The following is an 18,559-nucleotide window of genomic DNA, read 5'->3' on the forward strand; positions in this document are numbered from 1 at the left end:
TTTGGAGGGTTAAATAAACCCTCCATCCTCTACACTAGCAGCAGCAATTGCTTGCACAAGAATTTGTGTTATTTACACAGCAACCGCTTCCGTTGTTTCCATTTCCACCAAAGAAGCTTCCACAACCTCCACATAGCAAGAATAATAAAATAATTAGATATGATGAACCACTACATAATAGTCCTGATCCACAAGCTATTAATAAGAATATAATAGGTGCTACACAACTATTAATTCCTGAAAATGGATTTCCGCAGCATCCACCATTGTTGTAATTGTTGTTTTGTGGACAACATGGCTGACAGCAGCAGCAACATTCATCTTTATGATAATGTTTTTTTGACATTTCAACATCTCCTCCTTATTTTCTTTCTAGTAGCATCCGCCAACAAGGCCGTCTAGTCCATCACAAATTCCACTATTACCAAATCCACAATTTCCTAATCCGAAGTTTCCGAATCCGCTACCAAATCCATTATTACATCCGCTACATAAGAATAAGATAACTAATAAGAATAACCATCCACTGCAACTTCCATTTCCATATCCATTATTGGAATTTCCTTGACAGCAGGAGTCATTTGATCCTGTATTACAACAACAACAATTATTTCCTACATTATTTGTTCCTTGATTAGTATAGAATAATATCAATAATATCCAAATCCACCAACCAAATCCGCAGTTTCCAATACCAACATTGCCTAATCCATAACCATTGCCTAATCCACCTAAATTGCCACATCCGCAACAACAGCTATTGCCAATTGATGAATAATCTGATGGTTGCATTTCACCAATGATATCGTTCATTTGCATAATTGATTCCTCCTATTGATTTAAATTTATAATTAAATTTATACTATATACTATTCTCTAACAATTAATTTGACACTATTTTATTCAATGCTTTATTTTTATACTATTTTTTCTATAAAAAAAGAACTGCCATAAGGCAGCTCTCTATTCAGCTAAATCACCAAATAAGATATCATTTAATTGTTCCGCACCCTTCTTATTTAAAGAAGAGAAGAAACATAATGTATCATTTTCAGTTAAATTTAATGTTTCTTTTATTATTTTCTTGCTTTTTGCCAAAGCATTATTAGAAAGTTTGTCACTTTTAGTTGCAACTACTATTACATCATATCCATAATGTTTTATCCATTCATGCATAGTAATATCATCTGCTGTAGGCTTATGTCTTGAGTCAACTAGCAATATAACTCTCTTTAGTTCTTCACGAGCTGTTAGATAAGTTTCTATTGTTTTTCCCCAGGACTCCTGTTCTTTCTTTGATACCTTGGCATAACCATATCCTGGTAAATCAACTAAATAAAATGCATCATTTATTAAGAAGAAATTTATTAGTTTTGTCTTTCCTGGGGTTTGTGATACTTTAGCCAACTTTCTTCTGTTAGTTAAAGCATTTATTATTGAACTCTTTCCAACATTAGATCTTCCAACGAAAGCTACTTCGTTAAGTCCATCTTCTGGATATTGTTCTCTTCTAACCGCTGATGTTATAAATTCTGACTTGTTAATTATCAATATTTTCAACTCCAATTAAAGCATTTTTTAATACATCTTCCACATGAGCTGCAAAAATTAAATTTAATTTATTTTTTACAGTACTAGGAATCTCTATTATATCTTTTTCATTATCTTTAGGTAAAATTATTGTATCTATTCCTATTCTATGTGCTGCTAAACACTTTTCTTTCACACCACCAATAGGAAGCACTTTTCCAGTTAAAGTTACTTCACCTGTCATTGCTACAGTACCTTTAACTTTCTTTTTAGATAGGGCCGATACTAAAGCTGTAACAATAGTAACCCCTGCTGAAGGTCCATCTTTAGGAACTGCTCCTTCAGGTACATGTATATGAATATCCGTACTCTTATAGAAGTCTTCATCAATGCCGTATTTTTTACAGTTAGCTCTTACATAGCTATAAGCTGCTTTTGCTGATTCTTGCATAACATCTCCTAGCTTTCCAGTAAGTTCTAACTTCCCATTACCTTTCATCACTACAACTTCTACTGGAAGTGTATCTCCACCATATGCAGTCCATGCTAATCCATGAACAACGCCTATTGTATCTTGTCTATCTGTTTTCTCAAATTCAAAATATTTATTTCCTAAATATTTTTGAAGATTATTTACTGTAATAGTAACCTTCTTTTTCTTTTTCTTAACCATTTCAGTTATTGATTTTCTTATAACCTTGTTTATCTGACGTTCAAGACTTCTTACTCCTGATTCTCTAGTATAACTATTTATAATCTCTCTTATAGCGCCTTCAGAAATCTTTATTGTTTCTGCATCTGTATTATGCTCTTCTAAGGCCTTAGGAATTAAATGTTCTTTAGCTATATGATATTTTTCTTCATAAGTATAGCCTGATACTTCTATTATTTCCATTCTATCAAGAAGTGGTCTCGGAATAGTTTCTAAAGTATTTGCTGTTGTAATAAATAAAGTATTAGATAAATCAAAATCTACTTCCATAAATGTATCTCTAAAAGTTTTATTTTGCTTAGGATCTAAGACTTCTAAAAGTGCATCTGCTGGATTACCTTTATAATCTGAACTTAATTTATCAATTTCATCTAATAATATCAATGGATTGTTTACTTTAGCTTCTTTTAAGGCATAAATAATTCTTCCAGGAATAGCTCCTACGTAAGTTCTTCTATGACCTCTTATTTCTGCTTCATCTCTTAATCCACCAAGTGAAATTCTAGCAAACTTTCTATTTAAAGAGTTAGCTACAGATTTAGCAATAGAACTCTTACCAACACCTGGAGGACCTACTAAACAAAGAATTGGCCCATTTAGTGATTTAGTATATTGTTTTACAGCTAAATACTCTAAAATTCTTTCTTTCACTTCTTCTAGTCCATAATGTTCATCATCAAGAATTTTCTCTGCTTTTTCTATATCAAAAGAATCATTGCTTGATTTGTTCCAAGGCAATTCTATAAGCCAATCTAGGTAATTTCTAATATTATTTCCATCACTTGAGTATGATGTTTTTAATCTAGATAGTTCACGTTCAGCTTTTTCTCGAACTTCTTTTGGCATTTTTGCCTTATTTATTTTCTCTGCATAATTATCTATTTCATTTTTTTCATCATCTTCTCCAAGCTCTTCTTGAATTACTTTTAATTGTTCTCTTAGGAAATATTCTTTATTAGACTTATCCAATTTGTTTTTAACTTTTTTTCCTATACTATTTTCTATCTTAACAATTTCTATTTCTTCCTTAATAAACACTAGTAGTTTTTCAATTCTCTCACTAACGTTTATTGTTTCAAGTATAGTTTGTTTCTTATCTTCATCTAATTGAATATATGCAGCTATTAAATCTGTGACTTTTCCTAGTTCTTCTTCTTTAGTTATAACTTCAATGACTTTACTTTCATCACCTTCTGTCACCTTAATATATTCTTTAAAGGCTTTAGATAGTAAATTTCTTAAAGCTGAATCTTCATTTTCATCTTTTAAGTTTAGTTCATCGTCAATCTTCTCTACTACAACTTCCATAAACTTCTTATCATCTATTAAGTCAATTATAGCTGCTCTCTCAACGCCTTCTACTAATACTCTTGTAACGCCTTTTGGCAGCTTTAAAATTTGCTTTATCTTACATATAGTCCCTATGGAATAAATTTCACTTCTCTTTGGATCCTCAATTTCTGGATCTATTTGAGATACTAAAAATATCTTGCTATCTTTTAACATTGATTCTTCTAATGCTGAAATCGACTTTTCCCTACCGACATCAAAGTGTATAATCATATTGGGAAAAATAGTAATCCCTCTTAGAGGAATAGCTGGTAAATTAATTGAATCCTTATTCATTTTCCCCCTCCATTCAATCCTTTTACAAATTATTTTATCTAACCTACTTAGTATACACATAAAAGAACATTTTTTCAACTTTAGTTAAGATGTATTTGGCAATTCAAGCTATCCTACTGATATCTTTCCGCTGATAAAACATCTACTGATTCAATGGTATCAATTGCAGGCATTATTGCATTTTCTATAACCTCCTTTATATTCCTTACAGGAAGAATAGCTATCTTTTCACTCTTTAATAACCCTTCACTATAATTATCAATAGGAATTAGTACTTTTTCTGCTCCTGCTTTTGATGCTGCAATAATCTTAGCTATAACTCCTCCTACTGGTTTTACAGAACCTAAAATGCTTATTTCTCCTGTCATAGCTACCTTATTATTTATAGGCCTTTTAGTGATTGCACTATATATTGCTGTTGCTATTGTTATTCCTGCTGATGGTCCATCCACAGGCATTCCTCCAGGTATACTTATATGAATATCATATTCATCGCAATTTAAGTTATATAAATTATTTAGTACCGTAATTACATTTTCTATTGATGAATATGCCGTACTCTTACGAATCATTTTTCTATTATCACTTGAAATTTCTTCTTCTTCAATAATTCCTGATATCTTTAAGCTTCCTTTTTTCTTTTTATTTAATTTAGCCACTGCTTCTATTTCCATCAAAATGCCTATGTTACTTCCATGCACTGCTAATCCATTGGCTATACCTATTTCTGGCTTATTTCTAACACTCTTTTCAACTATTTCGTGATACTCACCATTTTCAATAACCCATAATATATCCTCTTCACTTATATAGTTACGTTTTTCATTTATGGCTACACCTGAACAAAGCTGCACTAAATTTATAACTTCTCTACCATTGCTACAATGCCTACTAATCATATCTAGGCCTCTATCTGATATACTTAAGTTTATCTTATTTATTGCATTTAATGCTATAGTTCGAATTTCATTACATTCTAAAGGTTTAAAAAATACCTCTACACACCTTGATCTAATAGCTGGTGAAATATCCTCTGGTCCCCTAGTGGTAGCCCCTATAAGTCTAAAATCCGCTGGAAGACCTCTCTCAAAGACTTCCTTTATATAAGAAGGCATATTAGGATCTTCAGAACTATAATATGAACTGTCTAAAAATACTTTTCTATCTTCCAATACCTTTAGCAACTTATTTAGTTCTATTGGATGAAGTTCACCAATCTCATCAATAAAAAGTACTCCTCCATGAGCCTTTGTTACTGCACCAGGTTTAGGTTGTGGAATACCTGCTACTCCTAAAGATCCAGCTCCTTGATAAATTGGATCATGTACTGAGCCTATAAGTGGATCAGCTATACCTCTTTCATCAAATCTTAATGTTGTGGCATCTATTTCTACAAATTTTGCTTCTTTCTTAAAAGGTGAATTTTCCATACTCTTTGCATATTCTAGCACCAATCGTGCTGCAGCAGTCTTTCCTACACCAGGAGGACCATATATAATTACATGCTGTGGATTTGGACCACAAATAGCAGCTTTCAAGGCCTTTACTCCTTCTTTCTGCCCTATAATCTCATCAAAAGACGAAGGCCTACTTTTTTCTGTTAACGGTTCTGTTAACCTTACACTTCTTAACTTAATTAACTTTTCCATTTCTTTTCTATTTTCTTTGTCAATAACATTTACTTTACTATAATTATTCCTATTACTATTAAAGAGATAAATTATGAATAAAATCATCATTACTATTTGTAAAAAAATCAAAAATTCACTCATATTTAATAATACCCTCCATTTGCATTTAATTATTAGTATTATTAACTTAAAAATATTCATCTATTCTTATATTAAAACAATAAAAATATAAAAAAGGATATTATAAAATAAATAATTATTTTATAATATCCTTAAAAAATTAAGCTGTTTCAGCACCTTTTTTCTTTTTTGCTTTTTTAACTTTTATAGCAGGTCTTGTTTCATTATCTGCTAATCTAAGTAATTCTGGTTGTTTCTTTTCTTTGATTGCTTCTTCAGTAATGATAACCTTATATACATTTTCATCTGAAGGAACTTCAAACATTACATCAACCAATATATCTTCTAAGATAGCTCTTAAACCTCTAGCACCAGTCTTTCTCTTAATTGCTTCATCAGCAACAGCTTTTAAAGCTTCTTCTGTAAATTCTAATTCAACATTATCAATTTCAAAAAGCTTAGAATACTGTTTAATTAAGGCATTCTTTGGCTTACTTAAAATATTAATTAATGCATTTTGATCTAAAGATTCAAGAGAAACTATCATTGGTACTCTTCCAACAAACTCTGGAATAAGTCCAAATTTTAATAAATCTTCTGGTAATAAATCTTTCAATAAAGCTCCAACATCTTTAGTTTCTTTAGAGTCTATATCAGCTCCAAATCCCATTGAGCTCTTTCTAGTTCTCTTTTCAATTATCTTATCTATACCATCAAAAGCTCCACCACAAATAAATAATATATTAGAAGTATTTATTTGGATAAACTCTTGATGTGGATGTTTTCTTCCACCTTGAGGAGGCACTGATGCAACTGTTCCTTCTAATATTTTAAGTAAAGCTTGTTGAACACCTTCTCCTGAAACATCTCTTGTAATTGAAGGATTTTCAGATTTTCTAGCAACTTTATCTATTTCATCAATATAAATTATACCCTTTTCTGCTTTTTCAACATCGTAATCAGCATTTTGTATAAGTTTTAAAAGAATATTTTCAACATCTTCTCCAACATACCCTGCTTCTGTTAATGTTGTAGCATCAGCTATAGCAAATGGTACATTTAAGAATTTAGCTAATGTTTGTGCTAAAAGTGTTTTACCTGAACCTGTAGGTCCTAATAGTAAAATATTACTCTTTTGTATTTCCACATCATCATCAACCACATTGCTTTTTATTCTTTTATAATGATTGTAAACTGCAACTGATAATGATTTTTTAGCTCTATTTTGACCAATAACATATTGATCTAAATAATTTCTAATTTCAGATGGCTTTGGTAATGAAGTTGTATCTAACTCTACACTTTCCTCAAACTCATCTTGAATTATATCTGAACATAAGTCTATACACTCATCACAAATATATACTCCCGGCCCTGCAATTAATCTTTTTACTTGGTCTTGACTTTTACCACAAAAAGAACATTTTAATTGCTTCTTATCTTCATATTTAGCCATAACCTCACCTCACTTCATCTTTTTCAATCTATAATAACTTTACTATTTACCATGTCTTACTATTACTTCATCAACTATACCGTACTCTTTAGCTTCATCAGCTTCCATAAAGTAATCTCTTTCAACATCTCTCTTTAGTTTTTCAATATCTTGATTAGTATTTTCACTTAATATTAAATTAAGTTTTTCTTTGATTTTTAATATTCTCTTAGCATGAATATCAATATCTGTTGCCTGACCTTTAAATCCACCTAAAGGCTGATGTATCATTATTTCAGCATTTGGAAGTGCAAATCTTTTACCTTTAGCACCACATGAAAGTAAAAATGCTCCCATCGATGCTGCCATTCCAATACAAATAGTGCTTACATCTGGCTTAACATATTGCATTGTATCATAAATAGCCATACCTGAAGTAATTGAACCACCAGGACTATTTATGTATAAATATATATCCTTATCTGGATCTTCACTTTCTAAAAATAATAATTGAGCAACGACTAAGTTAGCAGTATCATCATTGATTTCACCACTCAACATAATAATTCTATCTTTTAACAGTCTTGAGAATATATCGTATGATCTTTCTCCTCTACCTGTTTGCTCCACAACCATTGGAACTAAACTCATTTTGCTCCCTCCTTTTCTCTTTTAACCCTTCTCTTAATAATATATCCAAAATGATAAAAGTAATGATAATTAAATTATATATAATTTACATTAATTTGTTAATGATATATTTTAAGAATTGCCAGAATTTCTTCTGGCAATTCTTTTTTCTATTTAAGATTAGTTATTTTCTTTTAAGAAGTTTATAACTTTTGAAGTCATTACGTCAGCTACTAATGCTTCTCTTTGGTTTTGTAATAATAACTCAACCATTTTTTCATCGTTAGCTCCGTAAAGTTTTGCAACTTCTGATGCTTTTTCTTTTAATTCTTCATCAAGAACTTCCATTTTTTCAGCTTTTTGAAGAGCTTCTAAAACTAATTCAGTTTTAACTTTAGTTTCAGCATTTTCTTTCATGTATTCTCTCATTTTTTCTGCATCTGTTCCAGTGAATTGGAAGTATTGTTCTAAAGTTAATCCTTGATATTGTAATCTTTGAGCTAAGTTTTGAACCATTCTGTCGATTTCTTGTTCAACCATAACAGCTGGTATATCCATCTTAGCATTTTCAACTACAGCTCTTAATATAGCTTCTTCATATTCTCTTTCAGCTCTTGCAGTGTTTGCTTCTTCTAATTTCTTAGTAGTATCTTCTTTTAAAGCTTCTAAAGTTTCGAATTCTGAAACTTCTTTAGCAAATTCATCATCAAGTACTGGTAATTCTTTTGCTTTAACTTCTTTAACTTCTACTTCAAATTTAGCTGGCTTTCCGTTTAATTCTTCTTTTCCATAGTTTTCTGGGAAAGTAACATTAACTTCTACTTTATCTCCAGCTTTAGCTCCTACTAATTGTTCTTCGAAGTTATCTATAAATGAACCTGAACCTATTTCTAATGAATAGTCATGTCCTTCTCCACCTTCAAATGCAACTCCATCAATGAATCCTTTGAAGTCTATAACAGCTATATTTCCATTTTCTATAGCTCCTTCTTTAACTTCAACTCTTGCATTCTTTTCTTGCATTTCTTTTAATTTAGCAGCAACTTCTTCTTCAGTTACTTCATAAGTTTTCTTTTCAACGTTTAACCCTTTGTATGCTCCAAGTTCTACTTCTGGATAAACAGTTACTTCAGCAGTGTATATTAAATCTTTTCCTTCTTCAGCTTGAACTACTTCAACTTTTGGGAAATCTACAGGTCTTACATTGTTTTCCTTTAATACATTTGCATAGCTTCCTTCTATTGCAAAGTTAACTGCATCTTCTAAAAGAACTTCTACTCCATAGTATTTCTTTACAACGTTCATTGGCACTTTACCTTTTCTGAATCCTGGCACATTGAATTTCTTAACATTCTTCTTATATGCTCTTGTTAAAGCTTCTTTAAATTTATCAGCTTCAACCTTTACTTCAAATTTAACAACATTAACGTCGATTTTTTCCATTTTAGCTTCCATTGTATATTCCTCCTACAATTAGTATCTCTTGTTACATAATACAACTTAGTCATTATAACATATATAAGCTAATATTTTCAAATATTTGTTCAATAAAATTCCTTTATCTATTGTATCAACTCTCCATTTGAAGTAATATATCTTAAATTACCGTCAATATTTACCTCTAAACCTTTTTCATTCATCTGTTCAAAAACAATTTCTGTTGCTTTAGAAGCCCATATAGTAGAGTGTGTATTACTATCTATATCTATTATGGATATATACTTATTTAAATTATATCCAAAATACGGAATATTAGTAATATATGCAACCTTTTTTTCACTTATCTGTACTGGTGTACTATGCCATATATATCCTTGATATAAATTTCTTATATTATCTTTAATATATACTTCTCCATCTGGACCTATATATTGTGCTAATGTTACATTCTTTATTTCTCCGCTAGCATATACTATGTTAATATTTTGATTTGGATCTAATACTACTGCATCTTCACCATTATTACCTATATATATATAATAATTTTCTGGCACTTCCTTAACAGATTCAATTAGTATTTGTGAATTTTCTTCTTTTATTTTAAAGCTTATAGGAGTATCTGAAATAGTTACATCTAAATACTTTTCTGAAGGCACCTCTTCCACTACTGGCTCTTCTACCTCTGTGCTCCCTATACTTTCATCAGTGTCTACTAACTGATCTCCAACATATTTTTCCTTATCTTCATCAACCCAGGCCTGCAGTCTATCTTTTAACTTAGAAAAATCATAATTAGCAACTTCTGTTACCAATATACCTATAATACATATAGAAAGAATTCCAATAACTATTCTCTTTCTCTTTCGTTTCCTCATTATTTTTTCATAATCCTTACTAAATATGCTAGGCTTCTTCATAATACCTCTCCTCTAAATGATTACTTCTTAATTTCTAATTTTGTGCTTTTCTTACAACAACCAGTTGAACAATTGCATGTAGCACATTTCCCACTGCTTTTACAACCACCACATTTTATTATACCTAATTCTCTTAGCTCTTGAACAGATAATTTAGCTTCATTTACATCATAATCTTCATATTCTGGTGTTTCCTTTAAAATTCCTTCTCTTTTTTCCATTTCCTCCTCCTACTTTTAATATTTTCCCATTTGTTCTTACTATATACTTATTGGCCCTCTAATTTTAGTTCTATTCTTTGACTACTTTCAACTAGCCATTTTTCTTCATTATATATTAAACTAAGCAAAAATCGTTCTTCTTTTTGCTCCTTTATAAAAGGAAGTATTTTTTTTGCAACACTATAATCCATATCCACTAATATATTTGCCACATACTTTTCATTTTCATATTTGAACTCACTATTGGCAATTTTCAATTCTAAATCAGAGATAGTATAGTTATTAGCAAAAACCTTTGGTTTTTCATAAATAGAGTTAAAAACTTCTTCTCTGGAGTTTTCCTCAACGTTTTCTATTAAAGATGAATCTTTATTATTTAAGGCATCAAATAAGCTGTTATAAAATTCTCTTAATGTGTTTTCAATTGTTGCCAAAAGTTCATCATTAGCCATGTTTATATCAATTTTTAAAATATTATCCTCTTGCACTTTTATCTCTGGACTTTTAATAACTCCCCACGGAAAATCCTTTGCAATATAAATAGTTATATCTTTATTATTTGGTATAGGTCCATATTTCTTAATTTCACTAACAGTTTTTTTAGTATCTTTTTCATTAATATAAACTTTTGCGTCACTGAAATTAGAATATAAAGTTATATATTCTGCTGCTACTTCAATCTTTACATCGCCAGAAGATAATATATCCATCTCCTTAGTTTCTTCAACATCACCATAATCCGTTTTCAGTTTATATGCCACTTCATATGTTCCCGGTATTAATGAAACTAGTTCTTCTTTATTTACTTCTCTTCCATTTATGTATATGATAGCTTCTTTTATATCGGAAGTAATATTTATACTTATAGTACTTAAATTTAGATAATAATTTTCACCTAAAAGGCTTTTTTCACTTTCAATGGTAAGATTTCCACTATTATTATTCTTTTTAAGATTACTAATTACCTGCTCAACATCCTTATTATTAAGTAAATAATAATGAATTAATGGCTTTAATTCATCATTTTCTGCTTTTGCTCCATCAATCTTTATATTTCTTTCTACCCAGTTTTCTTTTCCTTTTAATAGCGCCATTTCCAACTGATTAATCAATTCTTTTTTACTCATAGGCTTAGTTATGTTAAAAACAATAGATACAAGAGCTAGGATTAAGATAATAATATATACCTTAATTCTTATGTTTTTTCCCTCTATCTTTATATTATTAGATATCTTTAAAAAAAGCTCCTTTATAGTTTCCTTCATTTTGCTATATTTCATCCTCTAAAATACCTAATACCCATTTGCCACAATTTACACACATATGAATTGTAATGATAAATGTATCTAACATTCCTTCATCAACATTTTCTAATGCCATCAATTCTTCCTTAGTAATAAATTCATCATTTGAATCTATAAATCCTTGTATCTCAACAACATAATTCTTATTTGTTTCATTACAACAGTCATTTACTCCAACACACTCTATTTCTTCATAAGTTAATCCATCTTGTAATTCCTCTATTATAGGTAATATATCTTCAAACTCACTTATATCATCTAAAAAATCTTCTTTTCTAAATACTAAATCCTTTATTTTAAATAATTCCATATCAATCTACTCCTTCAATTATTATCAAGCTATATTTTATATTATATATATTATACTATTCAAGATATATCTGTTAAATATTAGCCAATAAATATTTTTCACCGTTTATTGACATTTTTTTAAAAAAAATATTGTTATTATTTACATTTAAAAATATAATTAAATTGATTTAATCTAATATTAACAATCGTAGGAGGTCTCTATGGACAATACTTTAAAAAATTCTAGATCTAAGACTAGAAAGCTCGTTGTTATTGGAATGCTTGGTGGTATATCTATTTTCCTTGGACTTACTCCACTAGGAATTATTCATCTTCCAGTAATGAATTTAACTATAATGCATATACCTGTAATTATTGGAGCTCTATTAGAAGGACCATTAGTTGGTGGTGCCATTGGTCTTATATTTGGATTATTCTCAATGTATCAGAATATAACTGCACCTAATTTAACATCATTTATATTTATGAATCCTATAATTGCATTACTTCCAAGAATATTAATTGGAATAGTTACATATTATGTATATACTTTTATTAAAAATAAAATTAAGAACAAAAGTATTTCAATTGGTGTAGCTTCAATTGCTGGAACTTTAACAAATACCATTGGAGTTCTTGGACTTACATATATCTTATACCTTGACAGATACGCTGCTGCTAAACAAATTTCTACTGATATGGTAGCTGGAGCATTACTTACAGTTATAGGTACTAATGGAGTTGCAGAAGCTATAGCATCTGCAGTTATTACCATACCAGTTGTAACAGCAATATCTAAAATTAGAAAATTCTAATTTAATTATGAACTTAGTTAATGATGAATTATGAATGATGAGTGATGAATGAAGGAATAAACTCCCCTATGGGAGTTTAGAAAATATATATTTCTCAGAAACTCTTCGAGTTTCATCCTTAATTCATAATTCATAATTTATAATTCATAATTATTTATTGTTCCATGTCCATAAGTTTTCCACCGTATAATTTTTTTACGGAAAAAAAGAGCTGTATCATATTGAAGTTATTCTTCAATTGACACAGCTCTTTTTTTGTGTGGTGCTATATATTTTATAATATTATATTTATTTCAACTCCAAAGTGATCTGATACAATATCATTTTCTCTGTTAAATATCACCTTTGAGTCTTTAACTTTTATTTCTTTATTACTTAATATTAAATCAAGCCTCTTATCTTCACTGCATTCCTTCCAGCCATCTATTGTGCCTTTAACAGTGATACCTGAATCTTTTTCTTCTGCAATTTTATAAGTATCTATCATACCCTGTGCAATGATATAATCATATCCTTCATCTTTTAACAATGCATTATTATTAAAATCTCCCATAATGAATGAAAGCTTGTTATTATCAATATGCTTTATTAGATTATCCACTTGATTTTTAAATGGTTCATCCTGATCATTCCACCAACCTAGATGGCAGGAAAAGAAATCAATTTCTTTTCCATTTGCCTCTATAGTTGCTTTCACTATCTTTCTGCTTTTATAATTATTTTTATTTTGGTCCTCGCTAACATAAAATGAATCATATGACTTTATCTTATGTCTAGATACTATTGCAAGCCCCTCTTCAAATACATCATATCCTATATGAGAGAAGTCCCATACATATTCATAAGCGTTTTCATTTATGCTGTTTAACTCATTAATAAGCACTTGAACATAATTATCGCTTTTTATATTTCCTGAAATATATTCTCCATCAACATGTTGGCTTATTTCTTGCAATGCTATAACATCATATTGTTCTTTTTTTATTCTTTCAGCTAAGATCTTTATCTTAGCTAACTGGTTGTCTTCCTGCCATGAATGACAATTCAATGTCATAAGCTTCATAATTTTATACTCCTATTATATCTTGAATATTGCTCTTTAATATATCTGCCTTAGGTCCATAAATTGCTTGTACACCATTTCCTTTTAAGATAAGGCCTAAAGCTCCATTTTGTTTCCATTTATCTTCACTGGCTACTTTATCTAAATCTTTAACTGTAACTCTTAATCTAGTCATACATGCATCTACATCTTCTATATTTTCTTTGCTTCCTAAAAGTTCAATAATGTTTAAAACCTGTAAATCATTTGATGTTACTGCAGCTTCATTTTGTGCACTTGATTCTTCTTCATCATAATTTCCAAGACGTCCTGGAGTAGGTATTTTAAACTTCTTAATACAGAATGTAAATACTCCATAATTTAATGCAAAGAATACTGCACATACTATTACAAAGTTGATTATATCTGAAGTAAGTCCAGCTTTAACAAGCATTGGTAAACGAGTAAATAATTCAATTGCACCAAATGCGTGTACTCTTAAGTTGATTAAACCTGCTATTGCAAAACCTAATCCTGTTATAACAGCATAAACTACATATAAAACTGGTGATAAGAACATGAATAAGAATTCGATTGGTTCACTTACCCCTGTTAAAAATACTGCTATTGCAGTTGAAATAAACATTGATTTATATTTGCTCTTCTTATCTGCATCAACGTTTTTATACATTGCTAAAGCAACACCCATTAATGAAGCAGTTGATAGAATAACTTGTCCTGCTTTAAATCTTGCTGGAACTACTGTTGATATTATATTATTATAAGTTGCCATATCTCCAGCTGCTTTTAAGTTAATTAAATCTGTAATCCATGCAAACCATAATGGATCTTGACCTGCAATTGTCACTCCTGCTGAAGCTCCAGTTAATGCTGTATAAACTCCACCAAGTTCTGTATAGTTTACTGGTATTGTAAGCATATGATGAAGTCCAAATGGTAATAGTAAACGTTCTAAACAACCATAAATAAAAGGTGCTAATACTGGTGCTGTATCCTTTGAGTTAGCAAGCCACATACCAAAGCTATTTAAAGCACCTTGTGCAAATGGCCATACAACTGATAATACAATTGCTGCAACTGTAGACCATAAAATAACTACGAAAGGTACAAATCTCTTACCATTAAAGAAATTTAATGCTTGTGGAAGCTTATTGAAATTATAGTACTTATTATATATTACTGCTCCTAAGAAACCTGAAATTATACCAACAAACACACCCATATTAAGTGCTGGTGATCCTAAAATATCAATAAAGTAATCTGAAACTACTAATGTGCTACCAAAAAGTGATTTTACTGTTGCAGTGCTATCTAAAAGCATATCACTGTTTACACCAAAAATACTTCCTGTAATTCTATTAATAAGTATAAATGCTATAATTGATGCAAAAGCACCACCTGCTCTTTCTTTAGCCCATGATCCACCAATGGCAACAGCAAATAATATATGCATGTTATTTATAAATCCCCATCCAATAGTATCTAATACTCTTGATACCCCTTGAAGAAATCCAGCATCAGCTGGTGAATACATACCAATTAATTTTCCTAAAGAAATCATTAAACCTGCAGCAGGCATTACTGCAATAACTACCATTAAAGTTTTACCAAACTTTTGCCAAAAATCAAATGAAAATAATTTACCCTTTTTGTTGTTTTTGACCATTTTTATTCCCCCTCATTAATTCTTTTATATCTTGTATAATATAGCCTCATAAGGCTTTAATACCACTTCTTTTATACCTTGTATAATCTAGCCTCGTAAGGCTTTAATACCACTTCTTTTAAAATACCATGTTCTCTTACCTTATAATTTGCAAGCATTAAATTTTCATAAATAAGATCTAAATCATCATACTTATATAATGCTTCTTCATCTGATAAATTTACTATTACAACATATTTATCATTATCTAAAGTTCTTGTATATGCATAAATCTTTTCATCTTCCTCAAGAATCATGTCATATCTTCCATATATTAAAGAAAGGTTTTCCTTTCTAATCTTTATTAATTTTTTATAGAAATTCAACACTGAATTTTCATTAGCTAACTGACTTTCAACATTTATTGATTTATAATTTTCATTGACATCAATCCATGGAGTATTTTCACTAAAACCTGCATAATTGGTTGAATCCCATTGCATAGGAGTACGTGCATTATCTCTTGAAATACTTGCAACTGCTTTTAAAGCTTCATTAACGCTAACTCCTTCATTAATTTTTTCTTCATAAATATTTATACTCTTTACATCATTGTATTTTTCAATAGAATCAAATCTAACATTTGTCATACCAATTTCTTGTCCTTGATAAATAAATGGAGTACCTTTTTGCATAAAATACATTAAGGCAAATGCCTTAGCTGATTCTTCTAAGTATTCGTTATCATTTCCCCATGAAGAAACTACTCTTGGAATATCATGATTTTCAACGAATAATGCATTCCATCCTTTTCCTTCCAGTGCATTTTGCCATTTTGTAAGGACTTTCTTATATTCTTTAACATTAAATTTATTTTCTCCCACTTCTCCCCATAAATTTAAATGTTCAAATTGGAAAATCATATTGAATTTACCATTTTCTTCGCCAACCCACATTTCTGATTCACTGGCATCCACACCATTAGCTTCACCAACAGTCATAATATCATATTTTGAAAAAGTATTTTTATTTAATTCTTCAAGATACTCGTGTATTCCATCAACATTCATATGTTTGTCAAAAGATGATACATAATTTAAATTATGAGGATTGTCCATATCTATTAATCCTGGCTCCTTCTTTATATGACTAATGGCATCTACTCTAAAACCATCAATACCTTTATCAAGCCACCAGTTTATCATTTTATATATTTCTTGTCTCACTTCTTCATTATCCCAGTTTAAATCTGGTTGTCTTTTACTAAATAGGTGTAAAAAATATTGTTCTGTATTTTCATCATATTGCCATGCTGATCCTTTAAATATACTTTCCCAATTATTAGGTTCAGCACCATCTTTTCCATCTCTCCAGATATACCAATCTCTCTTTTTACTGTCTTTTGAAAGCTTTGATTCTATAAACCAAGGATGTTCATCACTTGTATGATTAATTACCAAATCAATAATAAGCTTCATTCCTCTTTTATGTACTTCATCAAGCATCAAATCAAAATCTTCCATATTTCCGAAGTCATCCATAATATCTTGATAATCGCTTATATCGTAACCATTATCATCATTAGGCGATTTATACATTGGACAAATCCATATTACATCTATACCTAATTCCTTTAAATAATCTAGCTTAGAAATAATACCTCTTATATCTCCTATGCCATCATTATTTGAATCTTTAAAACTTCTTGGATAAATTTGATAACCTACAGCTTCTTTCCACCATATTCTCTCCATTTAAATCTTCCCTTCTGTGCAACCGTTTGCTTTATTCTTCAAAATATATATACAGTTTTTTTAACTGTATATATATTTAAGTTTTATATCACATTAATAATGTACCATTTTTTGAAACTGTTTACAAGTATTAAATTTCTTTATTTTTTTAAATTTATTCTATTTTTCCTTTACTTTCCTTTATTTTTCATTGCTTGGCAATCGTTTGCACTAATATTTCACAAATTTAAAAATTTACAAATAATGATTTTCTTTCTACTAGTTCTGTATCAATTATATAAAAGTTCTTCCCTATTGCTTTTCCTTCAAGTTTATCTATTAAAAGTTTTGTACCATAATACCCTAACTCTTCTGCTTTTACATCCACCGATGCCAAAGGGATCGTTCTATATTCCGCCAGCGGAGTATTGTTAAATCCCACCAATGCTATTTTTACCTTACCACTTTCCATAATCTTATCTTGTGCACCAAAAGCTAATAAATCATCTGTTGCAAGTATAGCTGTCACAGCATCATTTCTTATAATATTATCCATAGCAACATAACCACATTTTTCAGTGAAGTCATCGCACTCTATTATAAGTTCTTTTCTTAATTCAATACCTCTACTTCTAAGAGCTTGTTTATAACCTTCTAATCTATCCTTAGACATGTTTAAATTTCCTTTTGCTCCTATAAAGCCAATTGTTTCATGACCCATCTCTATTAATTTTTGTGTTAACAGATACATAGCTTGAAAATTATCATTATCAGCCCATAAAACTCCCTTCACTTCTTCAGGACGCCCTATTATTACGAAAGGAAAGTTAATTTTTTTTAAATATTCTATATCCTCATCATTATCTTTAGCATTAAAAAGACATAATCCATCCACCAAATTACTTTCAGTAAATTGTTTTATCCATCCATCACTACTGCACTCATCTTTAAAACCATACATAATATAATAGTTCTCTTTTTGTGCACAAACACTTATTCCCTTTAAAGCTTGTGCAAAGAATGGATTGGAAAACATCTTTTCAGCTCCATCTGGTAATACCACTGCCAGGATTCTTGTTCTATTATTAGCTAAACCTCTAGCCACTACATTAGGCGTATAATTCAATTTCTTTATAGCCTTATTAACTTTCTTCTTAGTTTCTTCACTTATTCTCGGACTATTAGACAATACTCTCGACACTGTAGAAGTAGCTACATTAGCCTCTTTTGCAACATCTTTAATTGTAACTTTCATGTTATACCCCTCACTTATATTAAAATAACCTGCTTATATCACTAACTTTTAAGCATTTTTCTTTATTTCTATTCATCATATCACACTAATTTTACAAAAAAAAGAAGTACATATAAATATGTACTTCTTTTTATATAATCTTAGCATTGAATATGGTGGCTTACCGGGGAATCGAACCCCGGACACCTTGA

General features: G+C 30.0%; 17 protein-coding genes. 1 reads left to right on the top strand and 16 read right to left on the bottom strand.

All coding sequences use genetic code 11. The annotated features are described in order from the left end of the window. Positions 1-34: 34 nt before the first annotated feature. From Q5O44_RS10570 to Q5O44_RS10625, 12 genes are all read right to left on the bottom strand, one after another. Positions 35-346: a hypothetical protein gene (locus Q5O44_RS10570; protein WP_022168391.1), complete on the bottom strand. Its 312-nt coding sequence runs from the start codon at positions 344-346 to the stop codon at positions 35-37. A gap of 26 nt (positions 347-372) precedes the next feature. Then, the gene (locus Q5O44_RS10575) at positions 373-819 is read right to left on the bottom strand and encodes a hypothetical protein (RefSeq protein ID WP_022168392.1); all 447 of its coding nucleotides are present in this window, start codon (positions 817-819) and stop codon (positions 373-375) included. Between the two features lie 144 nt (positions 820-963). Next, on the bottom strand, positions 964-1,551 hold the full coding sequence (yihA, locus tag Q5O44_RS10580) for a ribosome biogenesis GTP-binding protein YihA/YsxC (protein WP_022168393.1): 588 nt from the start codon (positions 1,549-1,551) through the stop codon (positions 964-966). Further along, positions 1,541-3,868 carry an endopeptidase La gene (gene lon / locus Q5O44_RS10585; protein ID WP_022168394.1) on the bottom strand — a complete coding sequence of 776 codons (2,328 nt, stop codon included), beginning with the start codon at positions 3,866-3,868 and terminating at the stop codon, positions 1,541-1,543. Before lon ends, yihA begins: the two co-directional genes overlap by 11 nt. Positions 3,869-3,981: 113 nt before the next feature. Next, positions 3,982-5,640 carry an ATP-dependent protease LonB gene (gene lonB / locus Q5O44_RS10590; protein WP_022168395.1) on the bottom strand — a complete coding sequence of 553 codons (1,659 nt, stop codon included), beginning with the start codon at positions 5,638-5,640 and terminating at the stop codon, positions 3,982-3,984. A gap of 139 nt (positions 5,641-5,779) precedes the next feature. Further along, complete coding sequence (clpX, locus tag Q5O44_RS10595; RefSeq protein ID WP_022168396.1) at positions 5,780-7,075, bottom strand: ATP-dependent protease ATP-binding subunit ClpX; 1,296 nt, start codon at positions 7,073-7,075, stop codon at positions 5,780-5,782. Positions 7,076-7,117: 42 nt separating this feature from the next. Further along, positions 7,118-7,705 (bottom strand): ATP-dependent Clp endopeptidase proteolytic subunit ClpP, encoded by a 588-nt coding sequence (gene clpP, locus Q5O44_RS10600; protein ID WP_022168397.1) that lies wholly within the window; start codon positions 7,703-7,705, stop codon positions 7,118-7,120. Between the two features lie 159 nt (positions 7,706-7,864). Then, entirely contained in the window at positions 7,865-9,139 is a 1,275-nt protein-coding gene (gene tig / locus Q5O44_RS10605) for a trigger factor (protein ID WP_022168398.1), read from the bottom strand. Positions 9,140-9,246: 107 nt separating this feature from the next. Then, entirely contained in the window at positions 9,247-10,041 is a 795-nt protein-coding gene (locus Q5O44_RS10610) for a hypothetical protein (RefSeq protein ID WP_022168399.1), read from the bottom strand. Between the two features lie 20 nt (positions 10,042-10,061). Further along, entirely contained in the window at positions 10,062-10,262 is a 201-nt protein-coding gene (locus Q5O44_RS10615) for a hypothetical protein (protein WP_022168400.1), read from the bottom strand. A 47-nt stretch (positions 10,263-10,309) separates the two neighbouring features. Next, positions 10,310-11,527: a hypothetical protein gene (locus Q5O44_RS10620; RefSeq protein WP_302637839.1), complete on the bottom strand. Its 1,218-nt coding sequence runs from the start codon at positions 11,525-11,527 to the stop codon at positions 10,310-10,312. Between the two features lie 4 nt (positions 11,528-11,531). Beyond that, the gene (locus tag Q5O44_RS10625; RefSeq protein ID WP_022168402.1) at positions 11,532-11,876 is read right to left on the bottom strand and encodes a hypothetical protein; all 345 of its coding nucleotides are present in this window, start codon (positions 11,874-11,876) and stop codon (positions 11,532-11,534) included. A 202-nt stretch (positions 11,877-12,078) separates the two neighbouring features. On the opposite strand from Q5O44_RS10625, the gene Q5O44_RS10630 reads away from it, so the two are divergent. Continuing rightward, positions 12,079-12,672: an ECF transporter S component gene (locus Q5O44_RS10630; protein WP_022168403.1), complete on the top strand. Its 594-nt coding sequence runs from the start codon at positions 12,079-12,081 to the stop codon at positions 12,670-12,672. A gap of 274 nt (positions 12,673-12,946) precedes the next feature. Here Q5O44_RS10630 and Q5O44_RS10635 read toward each other — a convergent pair whose 3' ends face one another. The 4 genes from Q5O44_RS10635 to Q5O44_RS10650 form a co-directional block, all read right to left on the bottom strand. Next, entirely contained in the window at positions 12,947-13,735 is a 789-nt protein-coding gene (locus Q5O44_RS10635; protein ID WP_022168404.1) for an endonuclease/exonuclease/phosphatase family protein, read from the bottom strand. Positions 13,736-13,739: 4 nt separating this feature from the next. Next, on the bottom strand, positions 13,740-15,401 hold the full coding sequence (locus Q5O44_RS10640) for a PTS transporter subunit IIBC (RefSeq protein ID WP_022168405.1): 1,662 nt from the start codon (positions 15,399-15,401) through the stop codon (positions 13,740-13,742). 71 nt (positions 15,402-15,472) lie between these two features. After that, positions 15,473-17,134, bottom strand: a complete 1,662-nt coding sequence (locus tag Q5O44_RS10645; protein WP_022168406.1) for an alpha-glucosidase — start codon at positions 17,132-17,134, stop codon at positions 15,473-15,475. Between the two features lie 226 nt (positions 17,135-17,360). Continuing rightward, a complete protein-coding gene (locus Q5O44_RS10650; protein WP_022168407.1) occupies positions 17,361-18,368 on the bottom strand; it encodes a LacI family DNA-binding transcriptional regulator in 1,008 nt (335 codons plus the stop codon). Between the last annotated feature and the right edge of the window lie 191 nt (positions 18,369-18,559).

This window comes from Clostridium sp. CAG:221, assembly GCA_000435835.1.
GTDB lineage: Bacteria > Bacillota > Clostridia > Clostridiales > Clostridiaceae > Clostridium.